This is a genomic window from Nocardia otitidiscaviarum (assembly GCF_007362295.1).
GTDB lineage: Bacteria > Actinomycetota > Actinomycetes > Mycobacteriales > Mycobacteriaceae > Nocardia > Nocardia otitidiscaviarum.
The window spans coordinates 3,463,744-3,479,473 of the sequence record NZ_CP041695.1 but is presented as its reverse complement, the minus strand read 5'-3'; the positions used below and the strand labels follow the sequence as shown (position 1 = coordinate 3,479,473).

General features: G+C 67.6%; 14 protein-coding genes and 1 pseudogene. 7 read left to right on the top strand and 8 right to left on the bottom strand.

Annotation, left to right across the window (positions count from 1 at the left end; translation table 11 throughout):
- Positions 1 to 169 precede the first annotated feature (169 nt).
- Positions 170 to 1,801, top strand: a complete 1,632-nt coding sequence (locus FOH10_RS15350; protein ID WP_039813078.1) for an ABC-F family ATP-binding cassette domain-containing protein — start codon at positions 170 to 172, stop codon at positions 1,799 to 1,801.
- Positions 1,802 to 1,882: 81 nt separating this feature from the next.
- Positions 1,883 to 2,134 (top strand): helix-turn-helix domain-containing protein, encoded by a 252-nt coding sequence (locus tag FOH10_RS15345; RefSeq protein WP_039813075.1) that lies wholly within the window; start codon positions 1,883 to 1,885, stop codon positions 2,132 to 2,134.
- Positions 2,135 to 2,197: 63 nt separating this feature from the next.
- On the opposite strand, the gene FOH10_RS15340 is transcribed toward FOH10_RS15345, so the two are convergent.
- The 4 genes from FOH10_RS15340 to FOH10_RS15325 form a co-directional block, all read right to left on the bottom strand.
- Positions 2,198 to 3,160 (bottom strand): MvdC/MvdD family ATP grasp protein, encoded by a 963-nt coding sequence (locus tag FOH10_RS15340; RefSeq protein ID WP_143981223.1) that lies wholly within the window; start codon positions 3,158 to 3,160, stop codon positions 2,198 to 2,200.
- 23 nt (positions 3,161 to 3,183) lie between these two features.
- A complete protein-coding gene (locus FOH10_RS15335) occupies positions 3,184 to 3,669 on the bottom strand; it encodes a hypothetical protein (protein WP_039813070.1) in 486 nt (161 codons plus the stop codon).
- Positions 3,670 to 3,840: 171 nt separating this feature from the next.
- Entirely contained in the window at positions 3,841 to 4,257 is a 417-nt protein-coding gene (locus FOH10_RS15330) for an acyl-CoA thioesterase (protein ID WP_029925001.1), read from the bottom strand.
- A gap of 155 nt (positions 4,258 to 4,412) precedes the next feature.
- Positions 4,413 to 4,910, bottom strand: coding sequence for a cupin domain-containing protein (locus tag FOH10_RS15325; protein ID WP_143981222.1), 498 nt, complete (start codon positions 4,908 to 4,910; stop codon positions 4,413 to 4,415).
- A gap of 73 nt (positions 4,911 to 4,983) precedes the next feature.
- On the opposite strand from FOH10_RS15325, the gene FOH10_RS15320 reads away from it, so the two are divergent.
- Together FOH10_RS15320 and FOH10_RS15315 are read left to right on the top strand one after the other, a co-directional pair.
- Positions 4,984 to 5,496, top strand: coding sequence for a MarR family winged helix-turn-helix transcriptional regulator (locus FOH10_RS15320; RefSeq protein WP_186000852.1), 513 nt, complete (start codon positions 4,984 to 4,986; stop codon positions 5,494 to 5,496).
- 54 nt (positions 5,497 to 5,550) lie between these two features.
- The gene (locus FOH10_RS15315; RefSeq protein WP_039813063.1) at positions 5,551 to 5,910 is read left to right on the top strand and encodes an MmcQ/YjbR family DNA-binding protein; all 360 of its coding nucleotides are present in this window, start codon (positions 5,551 to 5,553) and stop codon (positions 5,908 to 5,910) included.
- Between the two features lie 26 nt (positions 5,911 to 5,936).
- Here FOH10_RS15315 and FOH10_RS15310 read toward each other — a convergent pair whose 3' ends face one another.
- Together FOH10_RS15310 and FOH10_RS15305 are read right to left on the bottom strand one after the other, a co-directional pair.
- Positions 5,937 to 6,503, bottom strand: coding sequence for a TetR/AcrR family transcriptional regulator (locus tag FOH10_RS15310; RefSeq protein WP_029925007.1), 567 nt, complete (start codon positions 6,501 to 6,503; stop codon positions 5,937 to 5,939).
- Between the two features lie 225 nt (positions 6,504 to 6,728).
- Entirely contained in the window at positions 6,729 to 9,527 is a 2,799-nt protein-coding gene (locus FOH10_RS15305; protein WP_143981220.1) for an aconitate hydratase, read from the bottom strand.
- 214 nt (positions 9,528 to 9,741) lie between these two features.
- Here FOH10_RS15305 and FOH10_RS15300 point away from each other — a divergent pair, with 214 nt between their 5' ends.
- Together FOH10_RS15300 and FOH10_RS15295 are read left to right on the top strand one after the other, a co-directional pair.
- A complete protein-coding gene (locus tag FOH10_RS15300) occupies positions 9,742 to 10,293 on the top strand; it encodes an Rv1476 family membrane protein (protein ID WP_039814704.1) in 552 nt (183 codons plus the stop codon).
- 335 nt (positions 10,294 to 10,628) lie between these two features.
- On the top strand, positions 10,629 to 12,044 hold the full coding sequence (locus tag FOH10_RS15295) for an NlpC/P60 family protein (protein WP_143981219.1): 1,416 nt from the start codon (positions 10,629 to 10,631) through the stop codon (positions 12,042 to 12,044).
- A gap of 48 nt (positions 12,045 to 12,092) precedes the next feature.
- Here the strand turns inward: FOH10_RS15295 and FOH10_RS34830 are convergent, their stop codons facing one another.
- On the bottom strand, positions 12,093 to 12,251 hold the full coding sequence (locus tag FOH10_RS34830; protein ID WP_186000851.1) for a hypothetical protein: 159 nt from the start codon (positions 12,249 to 12,251) through the stop codon (positions 12,093 to 12,095).
- 99 nt (positions 12,252 to 12,350) lie between these two features.
- On the bottom strand, positions 12,351 to 13,130 hold the full coding sequence (locus tag FOH10_RS15290; RefSeq protein ID WP_186000850.1) for a patatin-like phospholipase family protein: 780 nt from the start codon (positions 13,128 to 13,130) through the stop codon (positions 12,351 to 12,353).
- Between the two features lie 263 nt (positions 13,131 to 13,393).
- Between FOH10_RS15290 and FOH10_RS15285 the strand changes: the two are divergent.
- Positions 13,394 to 15,730: pseudogene (locus FOH10_RS15285) on the top strand ((Fe-S)-binding protein); the annotation flags it as partial.

The following is a 15,730-nucleotide window of genomic DNA, read 5'->3' as shown; positions in this document are numbered from 1 at the left end:
GCGGTCCTCGCGCGCGGATCGCGCAGGTGAGCGGCCCGGGCGTCCGGTTGCGGGCGATACGCTCGATTCGGCCCAACCGGGGTGTCGGCGGTAAAATCGGTGGTTCTTGTGTGTCGAGGGGACGCACAATCGACACGTTTGCCATCCGCCGCGTACCGAGGAGACCTGTGTGATCACCGCGACCGATCTGGAGGTCCGGGCCGGAGTCCGCACCCTGCTGACCGCACCCGGGTCGGCGCTGCGGGTGCAGGCCGGTGACCGGATCGGTCTCGTCGGGCGCAACGGCGCGGGCAAGACCACCACCCTGCGGATTCTCGCGGGCGAGGGGGAACCCTACGCGGGCAAGGTGATTCGCTCCGGCGATATCGGCTATCTGCCGCAGGATCCGCGCGAGGGCGATCTCGACGTGCTGGCCAAGGACCGGGTGCTGTCGGCGCGCGGTCTGGACAAGCTGCTGCGCGATATGGAGAAGCAGCAGGCGCTCATGGCCGAGGTGGTCGACGACGGCGAGCGGGAGAAGGCCATCCGCAAGTACGGTCGCCTGGAGGAGCGCTTCTCGGCCCTGGGTGGCTATGTCGCCGAGAGCGAGGCGGCGCGCATCTGTCACAGCCTGGGCCTGCCCGACCGGGTGCTGGCCCAGGCGCTGCGCACCCTCTCCGGCGGTCAGCGCCGGCGAATCGAGTTGGCGCGCATCCTGTTCGCCGCCTCGGACGGCTCCGGCGGCAAATCCGACACCACGCTGCTGCTCGACGAGCCCACCAACCACCTCGACGCCGACTCCATCACCTGGCTGCGCGGCTTCCTGCAGAATCACGACGGCGGCCTCATCGTCATCTCCCACGATGTGGAGCTGCTGGCCGATGTGGTGAACAAGGTGTGGTTCCTCGATGCCGTGCGCGGTGAGGCCGATATCTACAACATGGGCTGGAAGAAGTACCTCGACGCCCGCGCCACCGATGAGCAGCGCCGCCGCCGCGAACGCGCCAATGCCGAGAAGAAGGCGTCCGCGCTCAAGCAGCAGGCCGCGAAGATGGGCGCGAAGGCCACCAAAGCCGTTGCCGCGCAGAACATGCTGAAGCGCGCCGAGCGCATGCTGGCGGAGGCGGACGAGGTGCGCGTGGCCGACAAGGTGGCGCGGATCAAGTTCCCCGAACCCGCGGCCTGCGGCAAGACGCCGCTCATGGCCAAGAACCTCACCAAACTGTATGGCTCACTGGAGATCTTCACCGGCGTGGACCTGGCCATCGACCGCGGCAGCCGGGTGGTGATCCTCGGCCTCAACGGTGCGGGTAAGACCACGCTGCTGCGGCTGCTCGCGGGCGTGGAGACCCCCACCGCGGGTGAGCTCGAACCCGGGCACGGTTTGAAGGTCGGCTATTTCGCCCAGGAGCACGACACCCTGGACGATCGGGCCAGCGTCTGGGAGAACATCCGGCACGCCGCCCCCGACGCGGGCGAACAGGACCTGCGCGGCCTGCTGGGCGCGTTCATGTTCTCCGGCCCGCAGCTGGAGCAGCCCGCGGGCACGCTGTCCGGCGGTGAGAAGACCCGACTGGCGCTCGCGGGTCTGGTGTCCTCGGCGGCCAACGTGCTGCTGCTCGACGAGCCGACCAACAACCTCGACCCGGTGTCGCGCGAACAGGTGCTCGACGCGCTGCGCAGTTATGCGGGCGCGGTGGTGCTGGTGACCCACGACCCGGGCGCCGCCGAGGCGCTGAATCCCGAGCGTGTGATCATGCTTCCGGACGGCACCGAGGACCACTGGTCGCAGGATTATCTGGAACTCATTCAGCTGGCGTGATTCTCATCACAGGAATCCGTTGATCACAGCTCTCCGAGTGTCTAGCCTGGAAAGAGGCTGCAGGGCGACTCGGAGGAAGCCATGAGTGACAGGCCCGCACAGGGTAAAGCCGGATTGGGTAAAGGCACGCGCGTCACCGGAAAGTCGCGAGATCGCCTGCAAACCCAGCTCAAGAAGCAGTACGAGGCTGGGGCGAGCATCCGCTCGCTGGCGCGGGAGACCGGGCGGTCGTACGGTTTCATCCACAATGTGCTCGTGGAGTCGCATGTGCAACTCCGCAGCCGGGGTGGGGCGAACCGGCGCAAGTCCAGCGCCAAATCCGCCAGCAAGTAGGCGATTTCGGCGACGTGCGGCGCCACGGCGAGTGGTGCCGCACGACGGTGTCGCGTGTGCCGCTCAGTGGTTGGGCACGGTGCCGTCGCCGAACACCAGGAGATTGGCCAGGCTCCGGAAGATCGGGAGCCCGGTCTTGATCTCCAGGTACGCGAACTGGCCCTGCGGGTTGACCTCGAGGAAGTAGAACTCGCCGTCGAGGCCCACCCGCAGGTCGAGCACGCCGAAACTGAGCCCCAGCGCGCCCATCAGGGTGGTCAGCGATTTGCTCACCGCGGCGGGCAGGCGTTCCGGGGTGAAGGCGACCGAGGTGTCCAGGCGCGAATCGACCTGGCCCACACCGGATTGCGAGTCGATGCGCACCGCCCACTCCAGCCCGTCGACCCACACCACCCGCAGGTCGTAGGCGGCGACGATGTAGTCCTGGAACGTGGTGGGGGAGTGGCGGATCGAGGGCAGCCGCGTCAGCTCGCCCGGTGTGACGACGCGGGTCTCGGTGAACGGGCCGCGTCCGGTGCCGGTGCGCTTGTACACCACCGGGCCGGGGCGGGACTCGACGAAGGCGCGCGCCTCCTCGGCGTCATTGGTGATCAGGGTTTCCGGAATGGCGAATCCGGCGCGATAGGCCGTCTCCAACTGCACGATCTTGCGGGTGGCGGTGCGGTCGGCCCCCGGATCGTTCACCCACAGCGCCGGTATGGACCAGAGCATGCCCTGCAGGAAGCCGTCGCATTCGGCCTGCCGGTACGCGTCGTCGCCGTGCTGTGCGCTGCCGGGCACCAGGCAGGGGTGCGGGCGACGCCACCACACCGAGACCACGTCATCGAGTCCGAGCACATGGGACAGACTGCGGGCGGTGCCGTCACGGGCCAGGCGGAAAGTCCCGTTCTCGCGCGGAAAGTCGCGCATATCGAGCCGAATCGGGGTGAGCCCGTGATGCTTTCGCAGGGTCACGGCGAGGGCGTCGCCATGGAGATCGTCGGACTCGGTCACTATGAGCACCGAACCCGTTGTGCGGGCTGTCATATCGGTGAGCCTCGATCGGCTCGTCAGTCGAGACTGTCGCAGGCCGCGCCGTCGTCGCTACCGGAATGCGAACGGGTCTGGCAGCAGGTCATGGTCGCGCCGCCGATGCCGGGGCCGGTGGTGAGTTCCAGGCGGCGAGCCCAGCTTTCGGTGAGCCGCGCCAGTTCGTCGTCCCCGCGGGTGGGCGTGTGGTCCTGCGGCAGGGTCAGCGGGCGCTCGGTGAGCTCGATCCGCCGCCGCTGGGTGAAGTCGGCGGTCGCGCCCGCGCGCACGCGCACCAGTACGGGGCGGGCGTCGCCGAGGCGCGGACCCTGGGCCCCGAACTCACAGTCGGTCAGCGCCAGGACGTCGGCCCAGCGGAAGGTCCAGGTGCCGTCGGTGACCCGCACGCGGATATGGCGTTCGGTGGCATCGACGAGGTAGCCCGGTAGCGGTGGCGAGGCGGTAGCGGTGGGTGGGGCTGCGGTGCCCGGTGGCGCGGAAACACGTGGACGAAGGGCGCCAGTCATACTGAACTCCGATCTGCTCGGGATTTGCTGTAGAGCCGAGCGTGATCCAGATCATATCCCGCGACATGGCCTGTTCGGTTCGCAACGAAAGATTTCAGGCGTACCGGCAAACCGGCGTCGACGCTGCGGAAACCGCTACCGCCGAAAGATTTTCGGTGTTCGCAATCGGGCTCAGAGGCCCAGCGTCTCCGGGAACTCCGCGACCTCCCGCAGCGCGGCCGCGGGATCGGCGACGAGCTTGCGCAGCCGCAGATCCATGATGCCGCACACCACGTCGATGGTGGCCGATACGGTGTCGTCCAGTTTGCGGATCTCCTGGTGCATGCGGAACGCCTTACCGCCGCTCCAGCGGAATTCGCAGCTCACGGTCACTTCATCGCCGAGATGCAGTTCGCGCTGGTATTTCAGGGTCTGTTCCAGCACCACGGGGCCGATCCCCGATCCGACCATCTTCTCGCCCGGGATGCCGGCCGCCTTCATGAGCTCCCAGCGAGCGTGCTCGGCGTACTGCAGGTACACGGCCTGATTCAGATGACCGTTGATATCGAGTTCGTAACCGCGCACGGTGACGGGCACAGAGAAAGCCATAACCGGACAAACCCTCCCACGATGGGCCGCATTCCCGGCGGCGCGGTGGTCTTCGGCACATCGGCGACCGCCCGGCTACCACCGCGATCGCCAGCGGGCGAACGCATTGCGCGGGGTTGGCGCGCCCGCCCGGCTCGCGTCGCGGCCACGGCGTGTCAGCGTCGACCGGCCGTGCGCTCGGCCCACCACTCGGGGGCGTCGACGAACCAGTTGTCGAACTCCTCCTGGGATGCCGCGAGGTCTTCGACGGTGGCGGTGCCGTGTGCCAGTCGTTCCAGCAGCCGGAAGTACTCGAAACGCTCGATCCCCGGCATGAGGGCGATCAGAATGCGAGCGCCGCTGGTCGGGGCGGCGCCGAAGGCGTGCGGCATCAGCCGGGGGACGATCAGCGAGCCGCCCGCGCCGACGGTCGTGATGTGGTCACCGGCCAGGACCTGGAGTTCACCGTCGGCCACGTAGAACAGCTCGTCGGACCGGGTGTGGTAGTGCGGTGCCGCGCCGTCCGCGCCCGGCGCCATGGTGACCTCGACGGTGCTGGCGGCCTGGTTCGCCTCGGGCGCGTCGATGAGCAGGCGCACGGTGACATCGGTGGTACGGAGGGTCTCCGCATCGCCAGGGTAGCGGATGGCGGGCCGCGGGTCGGTGGTGTTCATGACGGACTCCAAAGGTAGTTCGGCAATAAATAGTTCGGTACCGAACTATAAACCGTCGAATAGAATCGTGTCCATGGGTGAGAAGACATCGGACCCGGTGGATGCCATCGCCGAGCAGTGGCGGCGGGAACGGCCCGATCTAGACCTGACCGCCATGGCGATCCTGGGGCGCCTCGGTCGGCTCATGGTGGTGGGCGAAGGGCTGATCAACGCCGTATTCGCAGGTTACGGCCTACAGCGCGGCGAATTCGATGTGCTTGCGGCGCTGCGGCGTTCGGGCGAACCCTTCGAGCTGAACCCCTCGGTGCTCGCGGATACGCTCATGCTGTCGCGGGCGGGCATGACCGGTCGGCTGGACCGCCTGGAATCGGCCGGCCTGGTGCGCCGCGGCGCCGATGCCGGGGACCGGCGCGCGATCCGGGTGGCGCTCACCGAGGCTGGGCGCGTACTGGTCGACGAGGTGGTGACCGCGCATCTCGAGAACGAGACGCGCATGCTGGCGCCGCTGACCGATGCGGAGCGCGCGGAACTCGACCGGATCGGCCGTATCCTGCTGCGCGCCTGGGAGTCCGGCACGGTGCCCTGAGCCGCTTCCCATTCGTCCAAGCCGCCGCCGAATCCGGGCCGCTATTCTCCGCTCATGAGCGACCCACTGGAATCCCTGCGGGCGCTGTGCCTGGCGCTGCCGGAGGTGAGCGAGCGCGTCAGCCACGGCGAGCCGTGCTGGTTCGTGCGCGGCAAGAAGTTGTTCGTGATGTTCGCCGACCACCATCACGATGATCGGCTCGGATTCTGGTGCGCGGCCCCGCCCGGCGTCCAGGAGGAGCTGATCGCGGCCGCGCCCACCCGCTTCTTCCGTCCGCCCTACGTGGGGCATCGGGGCTGGCTCGGGATGTACCTGGATGTGCCCGTCGACTGGGCCGAAGTGGCCGAGATCGTCGAGGACGCGTATCGGGCCGTCGCGCCGAAGCGGCTGGTCGCGGAGCTGGACTCGCGGTAGTCGGTGTCCGCTTCCCGACGTGGCGGTCAGTTCTTGCGGCGGACCGAGGCCTCCACCAGATCCAGGACGGCCGAGAGATTGTCTCCGGCGTGTCCGGAGGCGATGCGGGCGATGAGTCCGTCCAGCACCAGGTCGAGGTAGCCGAGCAGCACCTCGGTGGGAACGTCGTCGCGCAGCGCCCCTTCGGATTTGCGGCGTTCCAGGCGGGCCACGGTGGCGGCGGTGAGTTCCTCGGAGCGCTGCTCCCAGTGGCCGCGGAATTCGGGATCGTTGCGCAGCCGCCGCGCGATCTCCAAACGTGTTCCGAGCCAGTCGAAGTCCTCGGGGTGGGCGAGCATATCGCGCATCACCTGCACCAGGCCCTGGGTGGCGGCGACCTCGGCCATACGGGCGGTGTCCTCCTGCGCCAGGGCGAGGAAGAGCGCGTCCTTGTCACGGAAGTGATGGAAGATCGCGCCGCGCGACAGACCGGTCGCCTCTTCCAGGCGGCGCACGGTGGCACCCTCGTAGCCGTACTCGGCGAAGCATCGACGGGCCCCGTCGAGAATCTGGCCGCGCCGGGCGGCGAGGTGGTCGTCACTGACCTTGGGCATGGACTCCTCCGAAACCATCTGTGCGGGGCGCGTGCGCCGGAAGTGGCGCACACACCCCGCACGAGCGACGAGCGAAGCGACCCGGACAGGTCGCGCGGTAGGTGACGGCGTGACCCGTCACCTACCACCGATACCGGACGCGAGTCCCCGGCACGAATGCCGGGGAGTTCGCTATTCGGTTGTGCCGCAACACGGCTCGTCCCCGCGGGCGGGGACGGCGGCGAATCAGCCGCGGATCATGTTCCGCAGCACGAACTGCAGGATGCCGCCGTTGCGGTAGTAGTCCGCCTCACCGGGGGTGTCGATGCGGACGACCGCGTCGAAGACGATCTTCTCGCCGTTCTCCTTGGTGGCGGTCACCTTCAAGGTCTTCGGAGTCACACCCTCGTTCAGCTTGGTGATGCCCTCGATATCGAAGGTCTCCGTGCCGTCCAGACCCAGCGACTTGGCGCTCTCACCGGCCGGGAACTGCAGCGGAACGACGCCCATACCGATGAGGTTGGAGCGGTGGATGCGCTCGAACGACTCGGTGATGACGGCCTTCACGCCCAGCAGGCGGGTGCCCTTCGCGGCCCAGTCGCGCGAGGAACCGGAGCCGTACTCCTTGCCGCCCAGCACGACCAGCGGGATACTGGCCTTCTGGTAGTTCTGCGAGGCGTCGTAGATGAACGCCTGCGGGCCGCCCTCCTGGGTGAAGTCGCGGGTGTAACCACCCGAGACATCGTCGAGCAGCTGGTTGCGCAGCCGGATGTTGGCGAAGGTGCCGCGGATCATGACCTCGTGGTTACCGCGACGCGAGCCCAGGGAGTTGTAGTCCTTGCGCTCCACGCCGTGCGAGTCGAGGTACTGCGCGGCCGGGGTGCCCGGCTTGATCGGACCGGCCGGGGAGATGTGGTCGGTGGTGACCGAATCGCCCAGCAGCGCCAGCACGCGCGCGCCCTTGATGTCCTCGACCGGGGCGGGCTCGAGCTCCATACCGTCGAAGTACGGCGCCTTGCGCACGTAGGTCGAGTTCTCGTCCCACGCGAAGGTGTCGCCCTCCGGGGTGCTCAGGTTCTGCCAGCGCTCGTCGCCCTTGAAGACGTCGGCGTAGGACTTGGTGAACATGTCGCGGTTGATCGCCGACTTGATGGTGTCGTCGATCTCCTGCGGGGACGGCCAGATGTCCTTCAGGAAGACGTCGTTGCCGTCCTTGTCCTTGCCCAGCGAGTCGTGCTCGAAGTCGAAGTCCATGGTGCCCGCGAGCGCGTACGCGATGACCAGCGGCGGCGAGGCCAGGTAGTTCATCTTCACGTCGGGGGAGATGCGACCCTCGAAGTTGCGGTTGCCGGACAGCACCGCGGTGACCGACAGGTCGTTGTCGTTGATCGCCTTGGAGATCTCATCCGGCAGCGGGCCGGTGTTGCCGATGCAGGTGGTGCAGCCGAAGCCGCCCACGTAGAAGCCGAGCTTCTCGAGGTACGGCCACAGCCCGGCCTTCTCGTAGTAGTCGGCGACGACCTGCGAGCCCGGGGCCATATTGGTCTTGACCCACGGCTTGGAGCTCAGGCCCTTCTCCACCGCGTTGCGGGCGAGCAGGGCGGCGCCCAGCATGACCGACGGGTTGGAGGTGTTGGTGCAGGAGGTGATGCCCGCGACCACGACCGCGCCGTGGTCGAGCACGAAGTCACCGCGCTCCGGATCGGAGACCTTGACCGGCTTGGTGGGGCGACCCTCGGAGCCGTTGGCGGCGGTCGGCAGCACCGCGTCGTCCTCGGCGAAGGACAGCACGGCCGGATCGCTGGCCGGGAAGGACTCCTCGACGGCCTCGTCCAGCTGGGTGTGCGGGGTGGAGTCGCCCTCGGTGACGTAGTTGTAGATGTCCTTGCGGAAGGCGATCTTGCTCTCCGACAGCAGGATACGGTCCTGCGGACGCTTCGGACCGGCGATGGACGGCACCACGGTGCTCAGGTCCAGCTCCAGGTACTCCGAGTAGGCGGGCTCGTGGTCCGGGTCGTGCCACATGCCCTGCTCCTTGGCGTACGCCTCGACGAGCGCGAGCTGCTCGTCGGTGCGGCCGGTGAGACGCAGGTAGCTGATGGTCTCCGCGTCGATCGGGAAGATCGCCGCGGTGGAACCGAACTCGGGGCTCATATTGCCCAGGGTGGCGCGGTTGGCGAGGGGCACCTCGGCGACGCCCTTGCCGTAGAACTCGACGAACTTGCCGACCACACCGTGCTTGCGCAGCATGTCGGTGACGGTGAGCACGACGTCGGTGGCGGTCACGCCGGGCTGGATCTCACCGGTCAGCTTGAAGCCGACGACGCGCGGGATCAGCATGGAGACCGGCTGGCCGAGCATGGCGGCCTCGGCCTCGATACCGCCGACGCCCCAGCCCAGCACGCCCAGGCCGTTGACCATGGTGGTGTGCGAGTCGGTGCCGACGCAGGTGTCGGGGTAGGCCTGACCGTTGCGGACCATGACGGTCGGGGCCAGGTACTCGATGTTGACCTGGTGCACGATGCCCATGCCCGGCGGGACGACGCGGAAGTCGTCGAAAGCGCCCTGGCCCCAGCGCAGGAACTGGTAGCGCTCGGAGTTGCGCTGGTACTCCAGGTCGACATTGCGCTCGAGGGCGTCGGCGCGGCCGAAGACGTCGAGGATGACCGAGTGGTCGATGACCATGTCGGCGGGGGAGAGCGGGTTCACCTTGTTCGGGTCGCCGCCCAGGGCGGTGACGGCCTCACGCATGGTGGCGAGGTCGACGACACAGGGCACGCCGGTGAAGTCCTGCATGATCACGCGGGCCGGGGTGAACTGGATCTCGGTGTCGGGGTCCGCGCTCGGATCCCAGTTGGCGATGGCGCGGATGTGGTCGGCGGTGATGTTGGCGCCGTCCTCGGTACGGAGCAGGTTCTCCGCGAGGACCTTCAGTGCGTAGGGCAGCTTCTCGGTGCCGGGCACGGCCGAGAGGCGGAAGATCTCGTAGGAGTTGCTTCCGACCTCTAGGGTGCCCTTGGCGCCGAAAGTATCGATACTCGTCACGTTTCAGCTCCACTCGTCTGTGAATGGGGGCCACCGGCGGGGCTGTGCCGATGGCTCGTCGAGGCGCGCGGCCTCGTCCGGGTGCAACCCTAACAGTACGCTTGTCCTGTGAACGCGCGGGGGAGGGGTCCCGGGCGCATCCGGACCGGTGTGACCGACCGTTCGGCGCGCCGTGGTGAGGTGCTGTGACAACCGGTCCCGTACTCTGCACCCCGTGACCGTCTCGCACACCCAGGCTTTCACCCCCGCGCTCGCCGAGCTACCACCGGACACCGATCTGGATGCCATTCTCCGCGATCTCGCCGACAACCATGTCGCCGCACCCGAGGGGCGCAAGCAGGACGGCCTCGCCGATATCGCCGCCGATGCGCGTGAACACGGCATCGACCTGAACATCATCGTCATACCCGGCAATCCGGGCATCGAAGCCAAGCTCCGCGATTTGGCCACGGAAGTGGGCGAGCAGGAGCAGGGCACCGTGGTCGTCTTCAGTGACGACTGGGTGGGCACCTGGAGTGACACCTACAGCCGCGCGCGGCTGGAATGGGCCGAGGACAAGGCCAAATACCGCGGACCGGCGCACACCGAGGAAGCGGCTCGCATCTTCGTGGACCGCATGAAGTCCGAAGAGGGTCTGTCATGGACCCTGATCACGGCCGTGCTGGTCGCCGGTCTGGTGGCGATCATCGCGGGGCTGTACGTGGTGAAGTCGCGACGCGCGGCGGGGGCGTCGGATACCGCGAAGGACCGCGAACCGGTCGCCTGATTTCTCCGAATCCGGTGCGTTCCGACGCTCGGGTCTCGTTCACTCGTTGGTTGCTCGCGGTCGGGTGTTGACCGGCCGCGAGTTCGCCGTCCTCGATGCCTGATGCGTCATGTAGATCGGGCTAATGACCGGCAACGAGTGAATTGAATGGTGGTCATTGTGGCGTGCCTCCCCGATCCCGGGACTCGGGTGTCGTACCGTGGCGCCACGCCACTCTTGGGGAAGAAGTGTCGTGCGGGCCTCGGGAGTCCGGTGTTTCGGATGGTGTTGATGAGGCTCATGGGGCAGTTGTTCGCTCCCTTTCCCCGGGGCCGAGCGGGATCCAGGGAGGTGCGATGCGATTACCGGCGAGGTGGCGGGGACGCCCGGTGCGGGTCGCTGCGGGATTGCTCGTTGTGGCAACGGTTTTCGCGGTGGGCGTGAGTACCGGCCATGCGGTGCCGCCGCCCCCGCCCAATCCGAGTGACAGCGAGATCGCCGACGCGGGCGCGCAGGTCGATGCCGGGGTCGGTGAGGTGGGCGCGCTGATCAATCAGGTCGCCTCGATCGAACAGCAGCTGCGCCATCTCGACGACGCGGTGGCCGCGCGCCGCGAGGCCGTCAACAAGGCGCTGGTGGATCTGCAGCAGGCCCGCGCCGTCGCCGATGCCGCCGCTGCCGCGGTCGCGACGAGCAAGCAGGAACTCACCGAGGCGGGCACTCGCGTCGACGCCGCACACCGGGAGTTCAACAAGTTCGTCGCCCAGATCTACATGCGGCCCGGCTCCACCTCGCTGGTGACTTATCTGTCCGCTCCCGATCCGGAGACCGCGCTGGCCCGCGCCCAGGTGCTGACCATCGCCTCGAAGAATCAGCGGCAGGTGGTGGACGGCCTGCGCCGCGCCCAGGTGGATCAGGCCAACAAGAACGCCGAGGCCCGCCGCGCCCAGCAGATCGCCGACGCCGCCGCGGCCGACGCCGAACGCAAGAAGGTCGAGGCCGAGAACGCGGTAGCCGCCGCCCAGGCCGAGCTGAACCAGCAGACGGCCGTCCGCAACGGCCTGGTGGCGCAACGGGACTCGGCGCAGCAGCGCCTCGACGATGCCCGCGCCCGGGTCGAGGGCCTACAGAGCCAGCGCGACGCCTTCCTCGCCTGGGATCAGCAGCGCCGAGCCGAGGAGGCCGCCGTCCGCGCCGCCGCCGCGGCCGCCGCCGCCCGGGTCGCGGCCGATCGCGCCGCCGCCGAACGCGCCGCCGGGGCCGCCACCACTCACCGTCCGCACACCCAGCTCGGCGACTCCCCACCGCCGCAGCGCTCCGGCACGCTCCCCGGCATCCCCTCCGGCAGCCGGGCCGAACTCATCGAAACGGTGGTCGACCGCGCCATGTCCCAGATCGGCGTCGACTACGCCTGGGGCGGCGGCAATGAGAACGGCCCCACCCTCGGCATCCGCGACGGCGGCGTGGCTGACAGCTACGGCGACTACAACAAGGTCGGTTTCGACTGCTCCGGCCTCATGATCTACGCCTTCGCCGGAGTGGGCGTCTCCCTCCCGCACTACAGCGGCTACCAATACACCATGGGCACCCGCGTGAACGTCTCCGACCGAGAACGCGGCGACATGCTGTTCTGGGGCCCCGGCGGCAGCCAACACGTGGCTCTCTACCTCGGCGGCGGAAAAATGGTCGAAGCCCCCCAATCCGGCGACGTCGTCCGCGTCTCCCCGGTCCGCGAGGAGGGCATCATGCCCTACGCGGTCCGCATCGTCTGAACGCGGTTCGCGCGCCGCGTCGTGCGAAGCCGCCACACCCATCGAGCGTCACGGCTGCGGCAGCGGTCGCGAGTTCACCGGTCGTTTCAACGCCGTGAGCAGTTTCGCGCGGTCCGCGGGCGAACCGTTCCACTGCTCGTCGTCCTCGATCATGTCGACGAGGCCGCGGAACACCACGTCCAGCAGCCCGGGGAAGCGGGCCTGCAAATCCTCGTAGCGTCATGGCGGTACCGCACGGCATCGGCACGGTGGAAGCGCTCATGCTGTACTCGGGTTCCGAACGTGGCTAGCTACCAGACAGCCGAATCATCGCTTCGGCGTCGCCCAGCCCGCGTCGTCCAGCTGCCGCGCCAATGAGTCCGCCTGACGTACTCCTTGGCGGAAGGCTTCGGGCCAGCTCGCGAGCGGGTTGGTGGCGTAGGTTCGGAACACGTCGATCATGGCGGCGTCGGGACCGAACCGCACCACCGTGCCGGATGTGTGGGCGAGTTCGCTATGCAGCCGATCGCGCGAAACCATGTGTGCCAGTGGCTCGATGATCACGACAACGTCGGCGTCCGCGGCGACGTCGGCGTTGGTCGCCGACCCCACCCCGCCGTCGATGTAGTAGCGGCCGTCGACGACGACCGGCGGAAAAGCGCCGGGAAGGGCGTGGCTGGCGGATACCGCCGTCGCCAGTGGCACCCCACTTCCGCTGGTCCAGATCTGGCGCTCACCGCTCTCGGCCTCGACGACGACAACCCGCAGCCGGTCCGGCCAGACGCTTCCACCGACGAGCCGTTCCATTGGTTCGAGGTGCCTCGACTGCGCGGGGTCCTCGGCCATCGCCAGCTGACCCACCTTGCGCCGCACCACATTCCGATCCAGGCTCGGGTCGAACAGCAGGGAGAACACCGATGCGAGCAGCTCAGGCTTCGGCGCGGGTCGCGCGTCCGCGCCGGGACCCTGATGGTCGGCGAACGATTCGAGATCACGGCCGGTCGCCAGCGCCGCACCGACAACCGCGCCCGCGGAGGTGCCGACTATCGAATCGGCCGAGCTGAGATCGATTCCGCGGCGACGCAACTCGGCGGCCAATCCGGTCATCCACGCGGTCCCGGGGATTCCGCCGCCGCCCAACACCACCGCGCGTCGAACAGTCCCCCCGGGCTTTCGATCACGACCACTGTCCATGCGGGCCATCGTAGGCACACCGGTCGTCCGGCGCGGGTGAAGGCGAACCGTGGTGGGGGACCGGCACTTCCGCTATCGCCGATTCGATGATAGCTCGGCACCCGAATCGTAAGTTACTGGCCAGTAACATAACTGTCGTTGCTGCTCAGTGGAATTCGTACCGGGGGGTCAGCGCTGTGAGTACCGCGACGATCGCATTGGGCAGCATCGGTGCCGTCATCACCGTGATCTGCTGGGGAACCTTGTTCGCCGGGTTGGCGCGCATGGTGCGCGTCCTCCGTGCGGGGCAGCCGGATCGGACGCGGTTGCGTCCGGTCCTGCCGCGCCTGCGCACCGTTGTCATCGAGGTGGTCGCGCACACGCGGATGAACAAGTTCCGGACCGTGGGCTGGGCGCACTGGCTGGTGATGGTGGGCTTTCTGCTCGGCATGGTGTTCTACTTCGAGTCCTATGGCCAGACCTACGATCCCGAGTTCGGCTGGCCGCTCATCGGTGATACCGCCGGCTACCACCTGATGGAGGAAATCCTCGCCGTCGGAACCATTCTCGGCATCGTGGCGCTGATCGGCATTCGCCAGCTGAACCACCCGCGCCACCCCGAGCGGCTGTCACGATTCAGCGGGTCCAACCTCGGTGCCGCGTACACCATCGAGGCGATCGTGCTCACCCACGGTCTGGGGGATGTGCTGGTCAAGGCCGGAAAGATCGCCACCTACGGCGGCGGCCACCTGTCCACGGATCCGATCACCATGCAGGTCGCCCGGTTGCTTCCGGCCAGTCCGCTGATGATCTCGGCGTTCGCATTCGTCAAGATGCTCGCCGGCGCGGCGTTTCTGTACCTGATCGGCCGCTACCTCACGTGGGGCGTTGCGTGGCATCGGATTTCGGCCTTCTTCAACATCTATTTCAAGCGTGAGGGTGATGGTGGTGTCGCGCTGGGTGCGGCCAAACCCATGATGTCCGCAGGCAAGGTCCTGGATATGGAGACCGCCGATCCCGATGTCGATTCTTTCGGCGCGGGGCGGGTCGAGGACTTCACCTGGAAGGCCCTGCTCGATTTCACCACCTGCACCGAATGCGGTCGCTGCCAGTCCCAGTGCCCGGCCTGGAATACCGGAAAACCGTTGTCTCCCAAGCTGCTGATCATGTCGCTGCGTGATCACACCTATGCCAAGGCTCCCTATCTGCTGGCCGGTGGCGACGACTCCGCGCTGGGCAGGCTATCCGAATCGGATCGCGCCGAAGGTGAGCGCCCGCTGGTCGCGCCGTTGGAGGGCGGTGACTCCGGCGGCGTCATCGATCCGGAGGTGTTGTGGTCGTGCACGACCTGTGGTGCGTGTGTGGAGCAGTGCCCGGTCGATATCGAGCATGTGGACCACATCATCGATATGCGCCGCTACCAGGTGCTCATCGAGTCGGAGTTCCCGTCGGAGCTGGCCGGGTTGTTCAAGAATCTGGAGAACAAGGGCAATCCGTGGGGTCAGAACGCCAAGGACCGTCTCAACTGGATCAATGAGATGGACTTCGACATCCCGGTCTTCGGGCAGGACGCGGACTCCTTCGACGGCTATGAGTACCTGTTCTGGGTCGGGTGTGCGGGTGCGTACGAGGATCGGGCGAAGAAGACGACCAAGGCCGTCGCCGAGTTGCTGGCCACTGCCGGGGTGAAGTTCATGGTGTTGGGGCAGGAGGAGACCTGCACCGGTGACTCGGCGCGGCGTGCGGGTAACGAGTTCCTGTTCCAGCAGTTGGCCATGCAGAACATCGAGGTGTTGAACTCGGTGTTCGAGGGTGTGGAGCAGGCCCGCAAGAAGATCGTGGTCACGTGTGCGCACTGTTTCAACGCGCTCAACAACGAGTATCCGCAGGTGGGTGGCACCTATGAGGTGGTGCACCATACGCAGTTGCTGAACCGGTTGGTGCGGGGCAAGCAGTTGATTCCGGTGTCGCCGGTGGCGCAGAACGTGACCTATCACGATCCGTGTTATCTGGGGCGGCACAACAAGATCTACAACGCGCCGCGGGAGTTGATGGAGGCGTCGGGGTCGTCGTTGGTGGAGATGCCGCGTCATGGTGAGCGGTCGATGTGCTGTGGTGCCGGTGGTGCGCGGATGTGGATGGAGGAGCAGCTCGGTAAGCGGATCAATATCGATCGCGTCGACGAGGCCCTGGACACGCTGTCCGGCGGTAATGAGCCGTCGATGATCGCGACCGGGTGTCCGTTCTGTCGGGTGATGCTGACCGATGGGGTGACCGCGCGTAAGGATGGTGGCGAGGTCGGTCAGGGTGTCGAGGTGGTGGATGTGGCGCAGTTGATGCTGCAGGCCATCGACCGGGTCGAGCCCGCGACGTTGTCGGAGAATCTGAAGGTGGTGCAGGAGCCCAAGTCCGCGCCCGCGCCCGAGCCGGTCGCCGAGCCCGAGCCCGAGCCGGTTACGGCCGAGGCGGCGGCCCCGGCTGCGCCTGCGGTGAAGCCTGCCGGTGGCGGGTTGGGGATGAAGGGTGGTGCGAAG